This window comes from Alteromonas halophila (assembly GCF_014651815.1).
GTDB lineage: Bacteria > Pseudomonadota > Gammaproteobacteria > Enterobacterales > Alteromonadaceae > Alteromonas > Alteromonas halophila.
Window position 1 is genome coordinate 21,598 of the sequence record NZ_BMXP01000013.1, and the last position, 16,253, is coordinate 37,850.

Annotated in this window: 17 protein-coding genes; 11 read left to right on the forward strand and 6 right to left on the reverse strand. The window is 48.0% G+C overall.

The window, feature by feature from the left end; all coding sequences use genetic code 11:
- The first annotated feature begins 12 nt into the window (after positions 1-12).
- The 3 genes from IE054_RS16650 to IE054_RS16660 are packed head-to-tail and all read left to right on the forward strand — an operon-like array spanning position 13 to position 1,576.
- Complete coding sequence (locus IE054_RS16650; RefSeq protein WP_229805226.1) at positions 13-558, forward strand: class I SAM-dependent methyltransferase; 546 nt, start codon at positions 13-15, stop codon at positions 556-558.
- A 43-nt stretch (positions 559-601) separates the two neighbouring features.
- Positions 602-1,117 (forward strand): Der GTPase-activating protein YihI, encoded by a 516-nt coding sequence (yihI, locus tag IE054_RS16655; RefSeq protein ID WP_189408301.1) that lies wholly within the window; start codon positions 602-604, stop codon positions 1,115-1,117.
- 9 nt (positions 1,118-1,126) lie between these two features.
- Positions 1,127-1,576 (forward strand): DUF2489 domain-containing protein, encoded by a 450-nt coding sequence (locus tag IE054_RS16660; RefSeq protein WP_189408303.1) that lies wholly within the window; start codon positions 1,127-1,129, stop codon positions 1,574-1,576.
- A gap of 18 nt (positions 1,577-1,594) precedes the next feature.
- Here IE054_RS16660 and IE054_RS16665 read toward each other — a convergent pair whose 3' ends face one another.
- The gene (locus IE054_RS16665; protein ID WP_189408304.1) at positions 1,595-2,182 is read right to left on the reverse strand and encodes a DNA-3-methyladenine glycosylase I; all 588 of its coding nucleotides are present in this window, start codon (positions 2,180-2,182) and stop codon (positions 1,595-1,597) included.
- Positions 2,183-2,307: 125 nt separating this feature from the next.
- Here IE054_RS16665 and glyQ point away from each other — a divergent pair, with 125 nt between their 5' ends.
- The 3 genes from glyQ to IE054_RS16680 all read left to right on the forward strand — a co-directional run bounded on the left by glyQ (position 2,308) and on the right by IE054_RS16680 (position 5,798).
- The gene (glyQ, locus tag IE054_RS16670) at positions 2,308-3,213 is read left to right on the forward strand and encodes a glycine--tRNA ligase subunit alpha (protein WP_189408306.1); all 906 of its coding nucleotides are present in this window, start codon (positions 2,308-2,310) and stop codon (positions 3,211-3,213) included.
- Between the two features lies 1 nt (position 3,214).
- Positions 3,215-5,290, forward strand: coding sequence for a glycine--tRNA ligase subunit beta (gene glyS, locus IE054_RS16675; protein WP_189408308.1), 2,076 nt, complete (start codon positions 3,215-3,217; stop codon positions 5,288-5,290).
- A gap of 67 nt (positions 5,291-5,357) precedes the next feature.
- On the forward strand, positions 5,358-5,798 hold the full coding sequence (locus IE054_RS16680) for an early set domain-containing protein (RefSeq protein ID WP_308428293.1): 441 nt from the start codon (positions 5,358-5,360) through the stop codon (positions 5,796-5,798).
- 7 nt (positions 5,799-5,805) lie between these two features.
- Here the strand turns inward: IE054_RS16680 and IE054_RS16685 are convergent, their stop codons facing one another.
- The 5 genes from IE054_RS16685 to dnaA form a co-directional block, all read right to left on the reverse strand.
- Positions 5,806-6,039: a DUF2798 domain-containing protein gene (locus tag IE054_RS16685; protein ID WP_189408310.1), complete on the reverse strand. Its 234-nt coding sequence runs from the start codon at positions 6,037-6,039 to the stop codon at positions 5,806-5,808.
- A 408-nt stretch (positions 6,040-6,447) separates the two neighbouring features.
- On the reverse strand, positions 6,448-8,868 hold the full coding sequence (gene gyrB / locus IE054_RS16690) for a DNA topoisomerase (ATP-hydrolyzing) subunit B (RefSeq protein WP_189408312.1): 2,421 nt from the start codon (positions 8,866-8,868) through the stop codon (positions 6,448-6,450).
- Between the two features lie 8 nt (positions 8,869-8,876).
- A complete protein-coding gene (gene recF / locus IE054_RS16695; RefSeq protein WP_189408313.1) occupies positions 8,877-9,965 on the reverse strand; it encodes a DNA replication/repair protein RecF in 1,089 nt (362 codons plus the stop codon).
- 86 nt (positions 9,966-10,051) lie between these two features.
- Positions 10,052-11,152, reverse strand: a complete 1,101-nt coding sequence (gene dnaN, locus IE054_RS16700) for a DNA polymerase III subunit beta (protein ID WP_189408314.1) — start codon at positions 11,150-11,152, stop codon at positions 10,052-10,054.
- 27 nt (positions 11,153-11,179) lie between these two features.
- Positions 11,180-12,646 carry a chromosomal replication initiator protein DnaA gene (gene dnaA / locus IE054_RS16705; protein ID WP_189408317.1) on the reverse strand — a complete coding sequence of 489 codons (1,467 nt, stop codon included), beginning with the start codon at positions 12,644-12,646 and terminating at the stop codon, positions 11,180-11,182.
- 613 nt (positions 12,647-13,259) lie between these two features.
- Between dnaA and rpmH the strand changes: the two genes are divergently transcribed.
- Genes rpmH through IE054_RS16730 form a run of 5 tightly spaced genes read left to right on the forward strand, consistent with a single transcriptional unit; the run spans position 13,260 to position 16,252 of the window.
- Positions 13,260-13,394, forward strand: a complete 135-nt coding sequence (rpmH, locus tag IE054_RS16710) for a 50S ribosomal protein L34 (protein ID WP_014290886.1) — start codon at positions 13,260-13,262, stop codon at positions 13,392-13,394.
- Positions 13,395-13,413: 19 nt separating this feature from the next.
- On the forward strand, positions 13,414-13,770 hold the full coding sequence (gene rnpA / locus IE054_RS16715) for a ribonuclease P protein component (RefSeq protein WP_189408318.1): 357 nt from the start codon (positions 13,414-13,416) through the stop codon (positions 13,768-13,770).
- Complete coding sequence (gene yidD, locus IE054_RS16720; protein ID WP_373293943.1) at positions 13,758-14,006, forward strand: membrane protein insertion efficiency factor YidD; 249 nt, start codon at positions 13,758-13,760, stop codon at positions 14,004-14,006. Before rnpA ends, yidD begins: the two co-directional genes overlap by 13 nt.
- Before the next feature lie 10 nt (positions 14,007-14,016).
- Positions 14,017-15,717 (forward strand): membrane protein insertase YidC, encoded by a 1,701-nt coding sequence (gene yidC / locus IE054_RS16725; protein ID WP_189408321.1) that lies wholly within the window; start codon positions 14,017-14,019, stop codon positions 15,715-15,717.
- A 52-nt stretch (positions 15,718-15,769) separates the two neighbouring features.
- Positions 15,770-16,252 (forward strand): YajQ family cyclic di-GMP-binding protein, encoded by a 483-nt coding sequence (locus IE054_RS16730; protein ID WP_189408323.1) that lies wholly within the window; start codon positions 15,770-15,772, stop codon positions 16,250-16,252.
- The last annotated feature ends 1 nt before the right edge of the window (position 16,253 follow it).

Sequence of the window (16,253 nt, forward strand, 5' to 3'; positions counted from 1 at the left end):
GAGTGTGCGCTGGTGTTTGTGCCGCCGGCTTACTTACCCACTGAAAGTCAGGAACTGGATGAGTACAACCTTCACCAGAATAGTGAACATGACGCAGGCTATTGTCAGTTTCTGAATAAAATTGCAGACCCATTACTGCAACACATCACGCCTGGTCAGTATGGTCTGGATTTTGGTTGCGGTCCCGCGCCGGTACTCGCCACCATACTGGAGAAAGCTGGCATGCACATGCGCGTTTATGATCCGCTGTTTTACCCGGACAGCGAGGTCCTGACTGGCCAGTATGACTTCATTACCTGCACCGAAGCCATTGAACATTTTCATCACCCCGCCGATGAACTTGCTGTGTTGAACAAACTGCTTGCGCCCGGCGGCTGGCTGGCAATAATGACAAAACGCGTGATAAGTCGCACCAGATTTGCCAGCTGGCACTATAAGAACGATCTCACCCATGTCTGTTTTTTTAGTGAGGCCAGCTTTGAATATATTGGCAGAAAGTTTGGCTTTTCGGTGTCCTTTCCCGGCACTGACACCGTATTAATGCAGAAGAACACCTGAATCCACGTTATACTATCCGTTTTTACAAAGTCTGAAGGATCCTATGCCACGCAATAAAAAATCCCGTAAAGTTGGGCTTATCGGTGTTAGAAAAGATCCCGATCGCAAGCCTGGAGAAAACCGCTCTGACCGGGTGAAAAAACCCAGCAAGGGCAAACCCGCCGGCAACCGGCATAATGTCGCATCCTCCTCAAAGCGCGGTAACGGTGGCGGTCCACAGCAAACGGACCCTCGTCATGGCAGCAAAAAGCCAGTGCCACTTGTGAAGTCGACTAACAAGGATGGCCAGACGCCCCAGCAAAAGCGTCGCTATGCCACACCGGCTGAAGAGCTCGCCGCCCTTGAAGCCGATGAGCGACTCGCTTCGCTTCTGGATAAGCTTGATGCTGGCGAATCGCTGAATCGTGAGCAACAGGCCTATGTTGACAAAAGCGTGACCAGACATGGTCAGTTATGTGAAATGCTGGGCATTGATTTGGAAGAAGATACGCCCGCCGATGATCAGGATGATCCGCTTGACTCACTGGACGCGATTAATATCGATGATTACAAACGCTAGAGGTTAGCTATGATGTGGACATTACTTCTGCTTGCTGGCCTCGCTATCATTGCCGGGCTTGGTATTTATGCTGGCAGGTTACTGTTTATGCTGAGGCAGCAAAATCAGCGTCAGCAGAAGGTGCGTGATGCCCGGGTAAGTACCATTACTGAAAGTATTCTGACGATTACCCTGGCAATGGAACAACAACAGTGTGAACTGTCTGAAGGTGCTATTCGGGTGGTGAATTTGCTTGATGCCCTGCCCATTCAGTCGCCCCCCGATTACCGGCAAAAGTTCCCGAGCATTCATCAGCTGTTTACCGAGATCAGTGGCTTCGCAGTCCTTGAAGCACGCAAAAAGCTGTCACCTAAAGAGAAGTGGCGGCAGGACAAAGCGCGTGAGCAAGTAGAGTCGGAGCATGAATCAAAGGTACTGGCTGAACTGCCCGAAATCCGGCAGTTTTGTCAGCAGTTGTAGCCTAAGCCTGTCTGTGCATCAGCGTCGTGCCTCAGCACACGCTGATGCGTAACAATGGCAGTGTGTCTCATGGTCGTTCACCATTCCGACTGCCTGCATAAACGCATAGCAGATCGTTTCTCCCACAAATGAAAAGCCCCTCTTCTTCAGCGCTTTTGACATCGCTTTTGATTCCTCTGTTGCCGTGGGCACCTGTGACAGCGAATCCCAGGCGTTGATGATGGTCTTGTGGTTAGTGAACTGCCAGATAAAATCAGTGAAGGGCATCTCTTTTTCAATGGCCAGATACCCTCTGGCATTTTTAACCACAGAGGCTATCTTAAGCCGGTTTCTGACAATCCCTTTATTGTGCATGAGTGCATCAAGTTCGCCGTCGGTCATTGCCACGATGCGATGCGGGTCGAAATGGTGAAAAGCCGCTTCGTAACTGGCTTGTTTTTTCAGGATCGTCAGCCATGACAACCCTGCCTGCTGACCGTCTAAACACAACTTAGCAAACAACGTCTTACTGTCAGTAACCGGACGTCCCCAAACATTGTCATGGTACTCAATATACTGTGGATCATTTGTCAGCCAGCCACACCGGGAGAGCTTGTCATTATGCATCGCCTTTTTCCTATTAAATCTGCATACAATCGGCGTTTTTCCTATGTTACACCTACATACACAGGCTCTCAGATTGTATACTATCCCACCTTTATGCAATCAAATTACAGTAAAGCAGCGGAAGTATGCAAAAGTACGATATTAAAACCTTCCAGGGGTTAATTCTGGCGCTTCAAGATTACTGGGCCAGACAAGGCTGCGTTATCATTCAGCCACTGGATATGGAAGTTGGCGCAGGCACCTTCCACCCAATGACATTTCTGCGCTCGCTGGGCCCTGAGCCTATGAGCAGTGCCTATGTGCAGCCCTGCCGTCGCCCTACTGATGGTCGCTACGGCGAAAACCCAAACCGGCTGCAGCATTATTATCAGTTTCAGGTAATGCTTAAGCCATCTCCGGATAATATTCAGGAACTTTACCTGGGCTCGCTTAAAGAATTAGGCTTCGATCCGCTGGTCCATGATATCCGTTTTGTCGAAGATAACTGGGAGTCGCCGACGCTTGGTGCCTGGGGACTTGGCTGGGAAGTCTGGCTAAACGGTATGGAAGTAACTCAGTTCACCTATTTTCAGCAGGTGGGCGGCCTTGAGTGTAAGCCTGTCACTGGCGAGATCACTTATGGGCTTGAGCGTCTGGCAATGTATGTTCAGGACGTCGACAGCATTTATGACCTTGTGTGGACAGACGGTCCGCTTGGCAAAGTCACTTATGGTGATGTTTTCCATCAGAACGAAGTTGAACAGTCTGAATATAACTTCGAACACGCCACCGTTGACGCCTTGTTTCGCACTTTCGACGAATGTGAAGCGGCCAGTCAGTCGCTTATAGAAAGCGACCTCCCCCTGCCCGCCTATGAGCAGGTGATGAAAGCGTCGCACGCATTTAACATGCTTGATGCACGTCACGCCATCTCTGTCACCGAGCGTCAACGTTACATACTGCGTGTCCGGTCGCTGGCAAAAGCGTGTGCCGAGAGCTATTACAACAAGCGTGAAGCGCTTGGTTTCCCATTGTGCAATAAGGAGGTATAACGTGCGCACTGAAAATCTACTCATTGAGCTTGGCACCGAAGAATTACCGCCAACGGCTCTTCGCACGTTAGGTGAAAGTTTTGCACAACAGTTTGAGCAAGCGCTGGTCGGTGCTGAACTTGATTATGCCTCTGTTAATTGGTTTGCCGCTCCACGCCGGCTTGCTGTGTATGTCTCTGACCTTGCAGAGAGCCAGCACGATAAAGTTGTTGAAAAGCGCGGTCCCGCGGTTTCTGCGGCATTTGATGAGCAAGGCGAGCCAACCAGAGCTGCGTTAGGCTGGGCAAAAGGTAACGGTATAGCCGTGAGCGATGCCCAACGCCTGAGCACCGATAAAGGCGAATGGCTGCTACACAAAGCCAGTGTTAAAGGACAGCCCATCGCCAGTCTGCTTGAAGCATTGCTCAACCAGGCCATCAATAAGTTGCCCATTCCCAAGCCTATGCGTTGGGGAAGCAGTAACACGCAGTTTATTCGTCCTGTTCATACTCTTACAGTGCTGTACGGCAGTGAAATTATCAATCTCTCGGCACTGGGGCTGACCAGCGACCGTATCATCCAGGGTCACCGCTTTCATGGCGAAGCACGCTTTGAACTTCCGCATGCCGATACCTATGCCACGTCACTGGAAGAACATTATGTACTGGCTGACTTCACTGCAAGAAAAGACAAGGTAAAGCAACAACTTGAAGCGACTGCTGCGACGCTCGGTTTAACACCGGACTTTAATGACAGCCTGCTTGAGGAAATTGCCTCATTGGTAGAGTGGCCGGTGGTGATGCAGGCAAGCTTTGATGAGGCGTTTTTAGATGTGCCCAAAGAAGCACTCATCTATACCATGAAGGACGATCAGAAGTATGTGCCGTTGTTGAACAAAGACGGCTCCCTGTCAAACCAGTTCCTGTTTGTTAGCAACATAGACAGTAGCGACCCGAAACAGGTTATTGATGGTAACGAGAAAGTCATTCGTCCCCGCCTTGCTGATGCAGAGTTTTTCTTTACCAGTGATAAAAAGCACAGTCTGGAAAGCCGTTTGCCTAAGCTGGCAAGTGTTCTGTTCCAGAAGCAGCTTGGTACTCTGGAGGAAAAATCACAGCGTATTGCGGCGTTAGCTGGTCAAATCGCATCGGCAATTGGCGCGAATGCAACTCAGGCACAACGTGCAGGCTTGCTGTCAAAGACTGATCTCATGACCAATATGGTTATGGAGTTCCCGGATGTTCAGGGTGTGATGGGCATGTACTATGCGCAAAACGACGGTGAAGCGGCGCCAGTCGCACAAGCACTGTATGAGCAGTACCTTCCCCGCTTTGCCGGTGATAGCCTTCCCTCAACAGGGGTCAGTTCTGCCGTGTCTCTGGCAGACAAGCTCGACACACTGGTTGGCATTTTCGGTATCGGTCAGTTGCCTAAGGGTGATAAAGATCCTTTTGCTCTTCGTCGCGCCGCCATTGGTGTGCTGCGTATTATCACTGAGAATAACCTGGCGCTGGATCTTGCGTCTTTGGTTGATTCTGCCATTGATGTGTATGGTGACAAGCTGACGAATCAAGATTGCAAAGACCAGGTTGTAGACTTTGTATTAGGCCGGTTCGTGTCTTTGCTTCAGGATCAGGGCATTAGCATCGATGTTATTCAGGCAGTGTCAGCAAGGCGCCCTACTGCGCCCGCTGACTATGCAGCCCGCATTGATGCTGTCTCTGAATTTAAACAGCTGGAGCAGTCAGAGGCGCTCGCCGCCGCCAATAAACGGGTTGCCAACATACTGTCAAAGCAGAAGGTGTCGTTAGACAACACGGATGTAGATAAACAATTACTGAGCCAGAATGAAGAGGTGGCGCTGTATGATGCGCTCAGCGCCATTCAGGCAGATGTTGAGCAAAGCGCAGTCAGTCAGAATTACGGCGAGACATTGCGCTTACTGGCCACATTACGCGATGTCATTGATGCATTTTTTGACAATGTTATGGTCATGGCGGACGATGAGAAAGTGAGACGAAACAGGCTGAATTTATTGGCATTGTTACGTAAACTGTTTTTGATTACCGCAGATATTTCACTTCTGGCAAAGTCGTAATCAATGTTCCATGTTGCGGCGTCACGTATGGCGCCGTCCGCCCTCCTGGCTAGTTAAGGAGCAGTGTGTGATAAAACGAAGTATACTGTTATCGCTTTTTGTAATTCTTAGTGGGTGTAGTTCCAGTACTAATTTTCCCATACCCGGTGTGAATGACTCCCCTGATATCCAGTTTAATAAGCTGTATTTACGAGGCGTATTTAATTGGTGGGAAGCCACCTCCTCGTTTAACTTTCAGCAAAGTAGCACGGGCTGGTATGTTGACGTCGAATTGATTGCAGATGGTCAGCCCTATGATTTTCGGGTATCAGACGCAAACTGGACGCCAGCGCAGACTTGCGGTGCGAAGTATCCGGGTCAGCCAGTGAATACTGACAGTGTGATTTACATTGTCTGTAACCCTGGCGAAAAGAATCTTCAATTCACCCCGTCGACAACCGGTGTATACCGTTTTACGCTCACACCTGCCAGTGGTGATGAAGTGGCCCTGGTCGTCTCCAAACAGTAGCTCAGTGCTATTTTTTAGTTAGTCCAGCAACTGTTTTTTCCGCAAGGATGCGAACCTTCCCCGAACAAAGAAAAGCAATGACGAATGCTGCCGGCCAGGCAAGTAGAAAGGCATGCACCCAGCTACCCACAAAATTACTCTCCAGCCCAATATTAATGAATGTTACCCACCCAGACATCAACACTGAAAGCAGTAATGACATGTAGAATGAGAAGAAGAAGCGCATAGAAAGATTTTGCATACCAAACCTGTGATTAACCACTTTTGTCTTACTATGTTCCACGTGAAACACACTGAAAAATGATATTTTAACAGCGCATAATTCTTTGTAACCGCAATTCACCTCAACAATTATGCACTTGTTCATACGGATAATTGAATTTAAAAAACTCTTGGTAATGCTGACCTAGCTAACAAGTATCAGTGTCAGGTAATTCCCCTCTTACTCGCACCTAGCTATCAAACGCTATATTGACTCATAGTCTGCAAGGTCACTGCGTAACTATTTCCATCTTATGTTATTAACCATGCAATCAGCTGTGTGCTCCTCACTAAGAAGTCAGATTACCTTTCTCGACTTATATAACGGCATAAAAAAGGCCAGCTCTATTGGCTGGCCATTTTATGATTTAGCTACCTTTACCAGAGACTATACGTCCAGGTTTGCTACCTTAAGTGCATTAGCTTCGATAAACTCACGACGAGGCTCAACATGATCACCCATCAGCGTAGTAAACAACTGGTCACAGGCAATGGCATCTTCGATGGTCACTTGCAGCATACGACGTCCTTCGGGATCCATCGTCGTTTCCCAAAGCTGCTCTGGGTTCATCTCACCCAGCCCTTTGTAACGCTGTATATACTGACCACGCTTAGCTTCACCCATCAACCAGTCAAGTGCATCCTTAAATGCTTCTACTGGCTGTTTGCGGTCATTTCTACGCACAAATGCGTTGTTATCCATCATGTTATTAATAGAGTGATTAAGCTCTTTTAAGCGCTCGTACTCGGTCGAATCAATAAAGTCATGCCCGATGTGGTACTCGTAATCAATACCATGCATGCGCATTATGATGGTGATATAGAATTCGCTGAGTTCGTTGTCGCGACGAATTTCATGGCGATAGGTTGCACCATCATTCTCACGCTCAGTGAGTTGCTCAACAAAGTGCTTAGCAATATTGTCCAGCTTCGTGTCATCTTTGAGATCAGTGAGATCGATAGTTGGCGTATAAATCATTCTATAGAGAATGGTTGCTGGCATTACGCGACGCATTCTCTCAATCATTTTATCGGCAGCCTGGTATTTTTTAACTAGCTCTTCGAGGGCTACACCGCTGATACCCGGGTCGTCATCACTGGTATGCAGTGACGCACCATCGAGTGCAATAGACGTTAGATAATTGATCAGCGCGTCATCATCTTTAAGATACTGTTCCTGCTTGCCTTTTTTAACTTTATACAAAGGTGGTTGCGCGATATAGACATACCCACGTTCAATAATTTCAGGCATTTGACGGTAAAAGAAAGTCAGTAGCAGTGTACGGATGTGCGAACCGTCAACGTCAGCATCCGTCATTATGATGATACTGTGGTAGCGAAGCTTATCCGGATTGTACTCGTCACGACCAATGCCACAACCAAGCGCAGTGATCAGCGTCGCGACTTCTTGGGAAGACAGCATTTTATCAAAACGTGCTTTTTCTACGTTCAGGATTTTACCTTTTAACGGCAAAATAGCCTGATTTTTACGGTTACGACCTTGTTTCGCTGAACCACCGGCTGAGTCACCCTCCACAATATACAGCTCACTGAGCGCCGGATCTTTTTCCTGACAATCTGCGAGTTTGCCGGGTAAGCCGGCCAGATCTAACGCCCCCTTACGGCGAGTCATATCACGGGCTTTTCGTGCTGCTTCACGAGCACGCGCGGCATCGATGATCTTATTTGCTATCACCTTACCTTCTGTAGGGTGTTCGAGTAGGAACTCTGCCAGCTTTTCGTTCATCGCAGACTCAACTGCCGGGCGAACTTCAGAAGAAACCAGTTTATCTTTAGTTTGAGAGGAGAATTTAGGGTCGGGTACTTTCACAGAAATTACCGCTGTCAGCCCCTCTCGAGCATCATCCCCACTGGCACTGGTTTTGGACTTTTTATTCAGTCCTTCAGCTTCCATATAGTTGTTTAACGTACGCGTAAGCGCACCACGGAAACCTGCCAGATGCGTACCGCCATCACGTTGTGGAATGTTGTTAGTAAAGCAGAATATGCTTTCCTGAAAGCTGTCATTCCATTGCATTGCCACCTCAACCGAGATGCCATCATCCCTTTCACTGCTAAAGTGAAACACTTTTTGATGGATGGCAGTTTTCTTATCATTCAGATACTCAACGAAGGCCTGTATACCACCATCATATTTGAAATGATCTTCACGGCCATCACGTTCGTCTTTCAGTCGAATAGACACACCAGAGTTAAGAAATGACAGCTCACGCAGGCGCTTAGCCAGAATATCGTAATGAAATTCGGTGTTGGTAAAGGTGTCATGACTCGGCCAGAAGCGTAGCATGGTACCCGTTGAATCCGTGTCACCCATAACGCCTAGCGGTGCTTGGGGCACGCCGTGCTGGTATTCCTGCTCATAGGTTTTACCCGCGCGTCTGATACGAAGTTTCAGTTTGCTGGACAACGCATTCACTACAGAAACACCTACACCATGCAGGCCCCCTGATACTTTGTAGGAGTTATCATCGAATTTACCGCCTGCATGAAGTACAGTCATGATCACTTCAGCCGCAGAGACGCCCTCTTCTTCATGAATTTCGGTAGGGATGCCTCGACCATCATCTGATACTGCAACGGATCCATCGGTATGGATTTGAACAGTAATCTCCGAGCAGTGTCCTGCTAATGCTTCGTCGATTGAGTTATCAACAACCTCGAAAACCATATGGTGAAGTCCGGTCCCATCGTCCGTATCACCGATGTACATTCCTGGGCGCTTTCTTACCGCATCAAGTCCTTTGAGTACTTTGATACTCGACGAGTCGTAGTTGTTCTGCTCTGACATACTGTCTTTTACTCCTCTTTCACGCTTCCATGTTCCACGTGAAACATTTTCTTATCTTCATATTTTTCAATAAAGTCGAGTTGCGACTTCTCAATTGCTGTGACGAATACCTGCGTATCAACCTGCAATAGGCCATCGATGAATCGTTCTCGCTTGTCGCTGTCTAGTTCCGCACCGACATCATCGAGTAAGAATATTGATTTGCGTGACGTTAACTGAGTAAACAGGTTTGTTTGCGCAAGTTGTAACGCCGCAACCGCCATTCTTAGCTGTCCTCGGGATAATATCTCCTGGGCATTAACCCCATCAATCTTTAGCCGCATATCGGCCTTATGAGGCCCCGATGATGTATGCCCTATTTTACCATCATACTCACGCTTTTTAACCAAGCTTTCGGTTAAAGACGCGTCTTTTTCCCAGCCTTTGTAATACGACAGTGTCACCGCAAACTCTGGCAAAAATTCACTGGCGATATTTTCGAAGTGATGGCGTAATTGCTCAACGTATCGCTGCCGAAACGCCGTCAAACGCTCTCCACATTCGACAAACTGCTCTTCCCAGTAACGGTTTTGCGGCGCACCCAAATCTGCCTGTTGCTTGATTAACGCATTACGATGACGAAGCAGTTTTCTGTATTGTCCCGCGTACTGATGGAATAATTGTTCCACGTGGAACAATCCCCAATCCAAAAACCGACGACGTTCTGACGGTGAACCCAGTATTAAATCGGTACTTTGAGGTGTAAAAAGCTGTACGGGAAGTAGGCTCACCAAATCGGCCAACCGGTTAGAATGTTCACCATTAATGCTACAGGTGAAGGGCTCATCTTCACGACGTTCTAATCCCACGCGATACGTTTCCCCCTGCTCGTTATGGCAAAGTGCAAAAACACTGAAGGACGCGGCATCATGATTAATAACGGAGCGATAGCGTTTGGTCCTGAAAGAACGACCAAAACCAAGAAAATAAAGACTTTCGATTAAAGAAGACTTGCCACTTCCATTTTTACCGCAAATTACGGTAAGTGCACGTGACGGTGTCAAAGAGGCACGCGGAATATTTCTAAAGTTGTGGAGCTGGACTTTGTCCAGTTTCATAGTAAAGCTCGAGCAGGAAGGTGTGTCATAAAGGGGGTATGGTTTAAACCAATACCCACTCCTTAATTAGCAGCTACTATACAGAGCTACAAACGCATCGGCATAATGACGTAAAGTGCCGCGTCGTCTTCCGCGTCTTCGATCAACGCACTGGCATTAGAATCTGAAAGGTTGATTTTGATCTTATCCGAAACCAACGCATTCATGACATCAATAAGGTAGGCAACGTTAAAGCCAATTTCGAGTTCATCGCCCTGGTAATCGACATCAACCATTTCCTCAGCTTCTTCCTGCTCAGGGTTGTTCGCAGTGATTTTCAGTTCACCTGATGCCAGGTTAAGACGCACACCGCGGAATTTTTCATTCGACAGGATCGCGGCTCGTGAAAACGCATCTTTAAGCACCGCTTTACTTGCCTGAACGACCTTATCACCATCTTTTGGCAGTACCCTGCGATAGTCAGGGAAACGACCGTCTACAAGCTTACTGGTAAAAATAAAGTCGGTAGAAAACATTCGCAGGTGATTAGCACCTATCTGAATTTTTATAGACTTATCATCCTCACCAATCAGACGGGAAATTTCCATGACACCTTTGCGTGGAATAATCACCTGACGCGCAGGCAACTGGGTTTCATAGGTAAGGCGACACAATGCCAGGCGATGGCCGTCGGTGGCCACAGTGCGGATGACATTTTCTTCGGTTTCAAGTGACATGCCATTTAAGTAATAGCGCACATCCTGCTGCGCCATTGAGAAAGACGTAGAGTCGATTAACCGTTTCAGGTCACTGCAAGACAGCTCAAATTCGACTTCCCCTTCCCAATCTTCAAGGTTAGGGTAATCGCTGGCAGACAGTGTCGATAAGGTATAACGTCCCCGACCAGCACGGATCAAAGCTTTACTGCCGTCGACGCTAAAATCAATTTGCGTGCCTTCGGCCAGCCCGCGAATGATATCAAACAGCTTTTTAGCCGGAACAGTGATTTCACCTTCCGTAAAATCGCCTTCCAGCTTAATACTGGAAATAAGCTCCACCTCGAGATCAGTGCCCGTTAGCCAAAGTGCGTCCTCACTTACTTTTATGAGAACATTGGACAGAATGGGTAGCGTATGACGCCGTTCGACGGCACCTGATACCAATTGCAGGGGCTGTAAAAACTTTTCGCGGCTAATGGTAAATTTCATCGCTCTTTGATCTCGCCTCGCGGTTGGTTAAGAAGACAATGTACGAATCAGATTCTTATAGTCTTCTTTTATATCATGACTTTCTTCTCTAAGCTGCTCTATTTTTCTGCAGGCATGGAGGACCGTTGTATGGTCCCGCCCGCCAAACGCATTCCCTAACTCAGGCAAGCTGTGATTGGTCAGTTCCTTGGCTAACGCCATAGCGACCTGACGCGGGCGCGCAACGCTTCTGCTTCTGCGTTTAGACAGAATATCAGCAACCTTGATTTTATAATAGTCAGCGACGGTTTTTTGTATGTTGTCTACCGTTACCAGTTTTTCCTGTAGTGCCAGCAAATCCCGCAACGCTTCACGTACGAAGTCGATAGTAATAGGCCGGCCGGTAAAGTTCGCGTTAGCAATCACGCGATTTAACGCGCCTTCCAGTTCCCGCACATTGGAGCGCAGTCGCTTAGCGATGAAAAAAGCAACTTCATTTGGCAACTGAATTCTGTTTTCGGCCGCTTTGCGCATGAGAATGGCGACCCGTGTTTCCAGCTCAGGCGGTTCAATGGCGATCGTTAATCCCCAGCCGAATCGGGATTTCAATCTGTCCTCTACACCGTCAATTTCTTTAGGGTAACGATCAGAGGTAAGGATGATCTGCTGATTCCCCTCCAGCAATGCATTAAAGGTATGGAAGAACTCTTCCTGTGACCGTTCTTTATTGGCAAAGAACTGGATGTCATCAATAAGCAACGCGTCAACAGAACGGTAGAACCGTTTGAAGTCCTCAATAGCGTTGTTTTGCAGTGCCTTCACCATATCCTGCACAAAGCGTTCGGAGTGCATATAAACAATTTTAGCATCTGGACGATTCGCGATGATGCCATTCCCTACCGCATGCAAGAGGTGAGTTTTACCCAGACCGGTGCCACCATAAATGAACAAGGGGTTATAAGAGCCCCCAGGATTATTCGCCACCTGTGTCGCCGCTGCCCGTGCCAGCTGGTTTGACTTACCTTCGACAAAGTTTTCGAACTTATACGTGGGATTGATATTACTCTTGTGCTTCATTCCCTCAGGAATAGGGACAACAGACGGCGCATTGCTCCCTCTGGCGACAGCAACGGTATTGGTCGCTTTCTCGTCATTCTGCTGTACATAACCCGCATTCCCCTGAAACTGACCGGAGCCGGCTTCACGCTGCGCGGGTTTATCCGGAACGTCTTTAGGCGTCACCGAAGGACGTGAACGAACCGCCGTTGGCGCGTGATTTCGGCTCACGACATCCAGGCGCAGCGCAGGGGCATCGCTACCTGCAAACTCGGCAAGTAGCTGAGAAATTTTATCAAGGTATTTATCCCGGACCCAATCGAGAATAAAGCGGTTTGGCGCATAAAGCGCGAGCGATCCCGACTCTTCCTCAGATGATAATGGCCTTATCCACATACTGAATTGTTGGGTCGGCAATTCCTGTTTTAACCGCTCCAGGCAAAGATTCCAAAGTGACATAGGCGAACATAGCTCCGGTGCTCGCTGTAAGAACCAATAAATAAGGGGCCGACGGGCAATAGCGCACTCCGTCTAACGATAAGACCAATGCAACAGATATCGGGTAACAGCGAGAGAATTAGTTTTCTTTTTTCTTGTCCTGTGGATTATCCTCGCAAGCTGCTTCAATGTAAATATTGATCTGTTGCGATCTTTCTGATCAGAAACATAAACTTATGTATTTAAAGGATTAATTAAAAAATTAAAAATAAACCCTGCTACGATCGCAGATCACTGTATCGATGATCAGCGATATAGATCCGGATGATAATGTTACGTTTTTTACCGTTTTTAAGTGATGTCAACGGCAAACTGTGGATAATTTTATTTTATTTATTTTTTTATTCACAAACATGCAGCCTCAGGTCACCACATCGACGCTGATTATTTGTGTAATGCACAAAAAACCAACCAAAAAAGTGTTATTTCACCGCACAGGACATTGACATTAGGCCGCGAGATCTCTATAGTTCAGCGTCCTTTTTGAGTGGGCTTTCAGGCGGGCACAGCAAGTAGTTGGCTGTGTAATACCGATGAAACGCCTGAAGTTAATTAAACAAGTGAGACTTTGGTCATGAAAAGAACATTTCAACCGAGCAATCTGAAACGCAAGCGTTCTCACGGTTTCCGCGCCCGCATGGCGACTAAAAACGGTCGTAAAGTGCTGGCGGCTCGCCGTGCAAAAGGTCGTGCTCGTCTTTCAGCATAACCGATAGCGCTAGTCCAAAGTGGGTGAAAATCACTTTTCCAGGGAGTTACGTCTGTTAACTCCCTCCCACTTTACGCATGTTTTTGATAACGCCACCCCTGCTGTATCCCCTTCCTTTACCGTTTTAGCAAGAAAAAGTGATAACCCGACGCCGCGTCTGGGTATAACCATTTCTAAAAAACGCGTTCGTAAGGCACATGACAGAAACCGAATAAAACGACTGATCCGGGAAAGTTTTCGTCACAAGCGACAACACCTGCCCAATGTCGATATCATCGTGATTGGAAAAAGTGGCGCCGACAATCTGTCAAATCAGGAAGTGTTCACCATCCTGGAAAAGTTATGGAAAAAGTTAGCAAAGCGTTGCAGCGACTAACCATTGCCCTGCCCTTTTTCATCATCAAGTGCTACCAGTGGTTCATTTCTCCTATCCTTGGGCAACGTTGCCGGTTTCATCCAACCTGTTCATTTTACGCGCTTGAAGCACTAAAAACTCACGGATTGCTAATTGGCGGTTGGTTATCAATCAAACGCATATTAAAATGCCACCCTTTGCACGCCGGTGGTTTTGATCCGGTACCGGAAAAACAACAACAGAAACCCCCAAAATAAAGAGACCTCTATGGAATCGCAACGAAGTTTTCTGATAATTGGCCTTGCGCTGGTAAGTTTTTTACTCTGGCAGCAATGGCAGAAAGATTATGGGCCTCAGCCAGTCGCCCAGACGGAAATGTCGTCTTCTGAATCTCAAACCGCCGGCGCACAGAGCCAGGGAGTTCCGTCATTTGACGATTCCGCATCCGGCAACGCCACTTCAGCAGGCAATCAAAGCAGCGCAGATGTCCCCGTTTCGGATGCTGCACCTGCTCCTGTACAACAAAATACTGCGCGCACTATTGTTGTTCGCACCGATACACTGGATTTGCGGATCGATTTATTAGGGGGTGACGTGATTGTTGCCGACCTGCTGAAGTTTCCGGTGAAACAGGGTGCCGAAGAACCGTACAGCCTGCTGCGCTCATCAAACGGGCTACATGTTGCGCAAAGTGGCCTGGTCGGTGCACAGGGTCCCGATGCAAGTGGTCAGGGCCGGCCTGTTTACCGCGCCGAGAAAGAAATTTATGAAATGACCGGCGATACACTTGAGGTTCCGTTAACCTGGCGCAACGATAAAGGCCTTGAAGTCACAAAAACCTTCACCTTTAACCGCGACAGTTACAATGTCGATGTCAGCTTCAGCATTACTAATAACACGGCTACCCCCGCTTCCGTGCAACAATATGCGCAACTTAAGCAGGATACACAGGTGGAGCAGGATGACAGCATGATGTTTATGCCCACCTACCGTGGTGCCGCATTCTCAAGCGAAGACGAGCGTTATACCAAATATGACTTTGGCGATATTGAAGATGGCAATCTGCGCCGTAAAACCGCGGCTGGCTGGGCAGCGATGCTTGAGCATTATTTCGTGTCTGCCTGGGTGCCACCACAGGATCAGACCAATACCATCTACTCTCGTAATCTGTCAGATCGCTATGCAGTTATTGGTTTTCTGGGCGAGCCTGCCACTATCCAGTCTGGCGAATCACAACGTCTGACCTCGACTCTGTACATGGGGCCAAAAGATCAGGATAACCTGGCGAAGCTGGCACGCGGCCTGGATCTGACGGTGGACTACGGCATCCTTTGGTGGATATCCAAACCCTTATTTCACCTGCTGCAGTTCCTGCACAGTCTGGTCGGAAACTGGGGCTTTGCCATTATCCTTATCACGATTATCGTGAAAGGCGCCATGTACCCGCTTACCAAGAAGCAATACGAGTCGATGGCGCGCATGCGTAATCTGGCGCCGAAGATGCAGCAGTTAAAAGAGCGTCATGGCGATGACCGTCAGAAGATGTCGCAATCGATGATGGAACTGTATAAAAAGGAAAAGGTGAATCCCATGGGTGGCTGTCTGCCACTGTTACTGCAGATGCCGATTTTCCTGGCGCTATACTGGGTATTCATGGAAAGTGTGGAGTTACGCCACGCTGACTTCATCCTGTGGATCACTGATCTGTCGGTGAAAGACCCGTACTTCGTGCTGCCAATCCTGACCGGCGCCAGCATGTACCTGTTGCAAAAAATGCAGCCAACCACCATTAGTGATCCGATGCAGCAGAAAATTATGCAGTTCATGCCGGTCATGATGAGTATTTTCTTCCTGTGGTTCCCGGCAGGTCTGGTACTTTACTGGCTGGTCAGTAATGTAATTACGCTTATTCAGGCGAGAATGATATACGCCAATATGGAAAAGCGTGGTATAAGTTCGAAATCATAACCTTCTGTACAGCCCGCATCACGCGGGCTGTTTTGTCTAAGAGGATAAACACGTGCCATCATTTGATATTGTTTCTGAAATCAACATGGAAGAAGTGCGCAACGCCACGGAAAATGCCAGTCGTGAACTGTCCACACGCTTCGACTTTCGCGGTGTTGATGCCAGTTTTGAATATAAAGACAAAACCGTTGTCATGACCGCGCAAGCCGAATTCCAGCTGCAGCAAATGGAATCGATGTTCCGCGGCGCCTGCGCGAAACGGGGGGTTGATACCTCCGCACTGGAAGTAAAGCCTTTTGATCACCATGGCAAAACGTATCGCCAGACCATCATCTTCAAAGAAGGGATAGAGCAGCCCATCGCCAAAAAAATCGTTAAGCTGATTAAAGACAGCAAAATGAAAGTACAAACGGCGATTCAGGGCGACGAGTTGCGGGTGACCGGCAAGAAACGTGATGATTTGCAGCAGGCCATGGCGCTGGTAAAAGAGTCCGATCTGGGTCAGCCGTTCCAGTTTAAAAACTTCCGCGATTAAT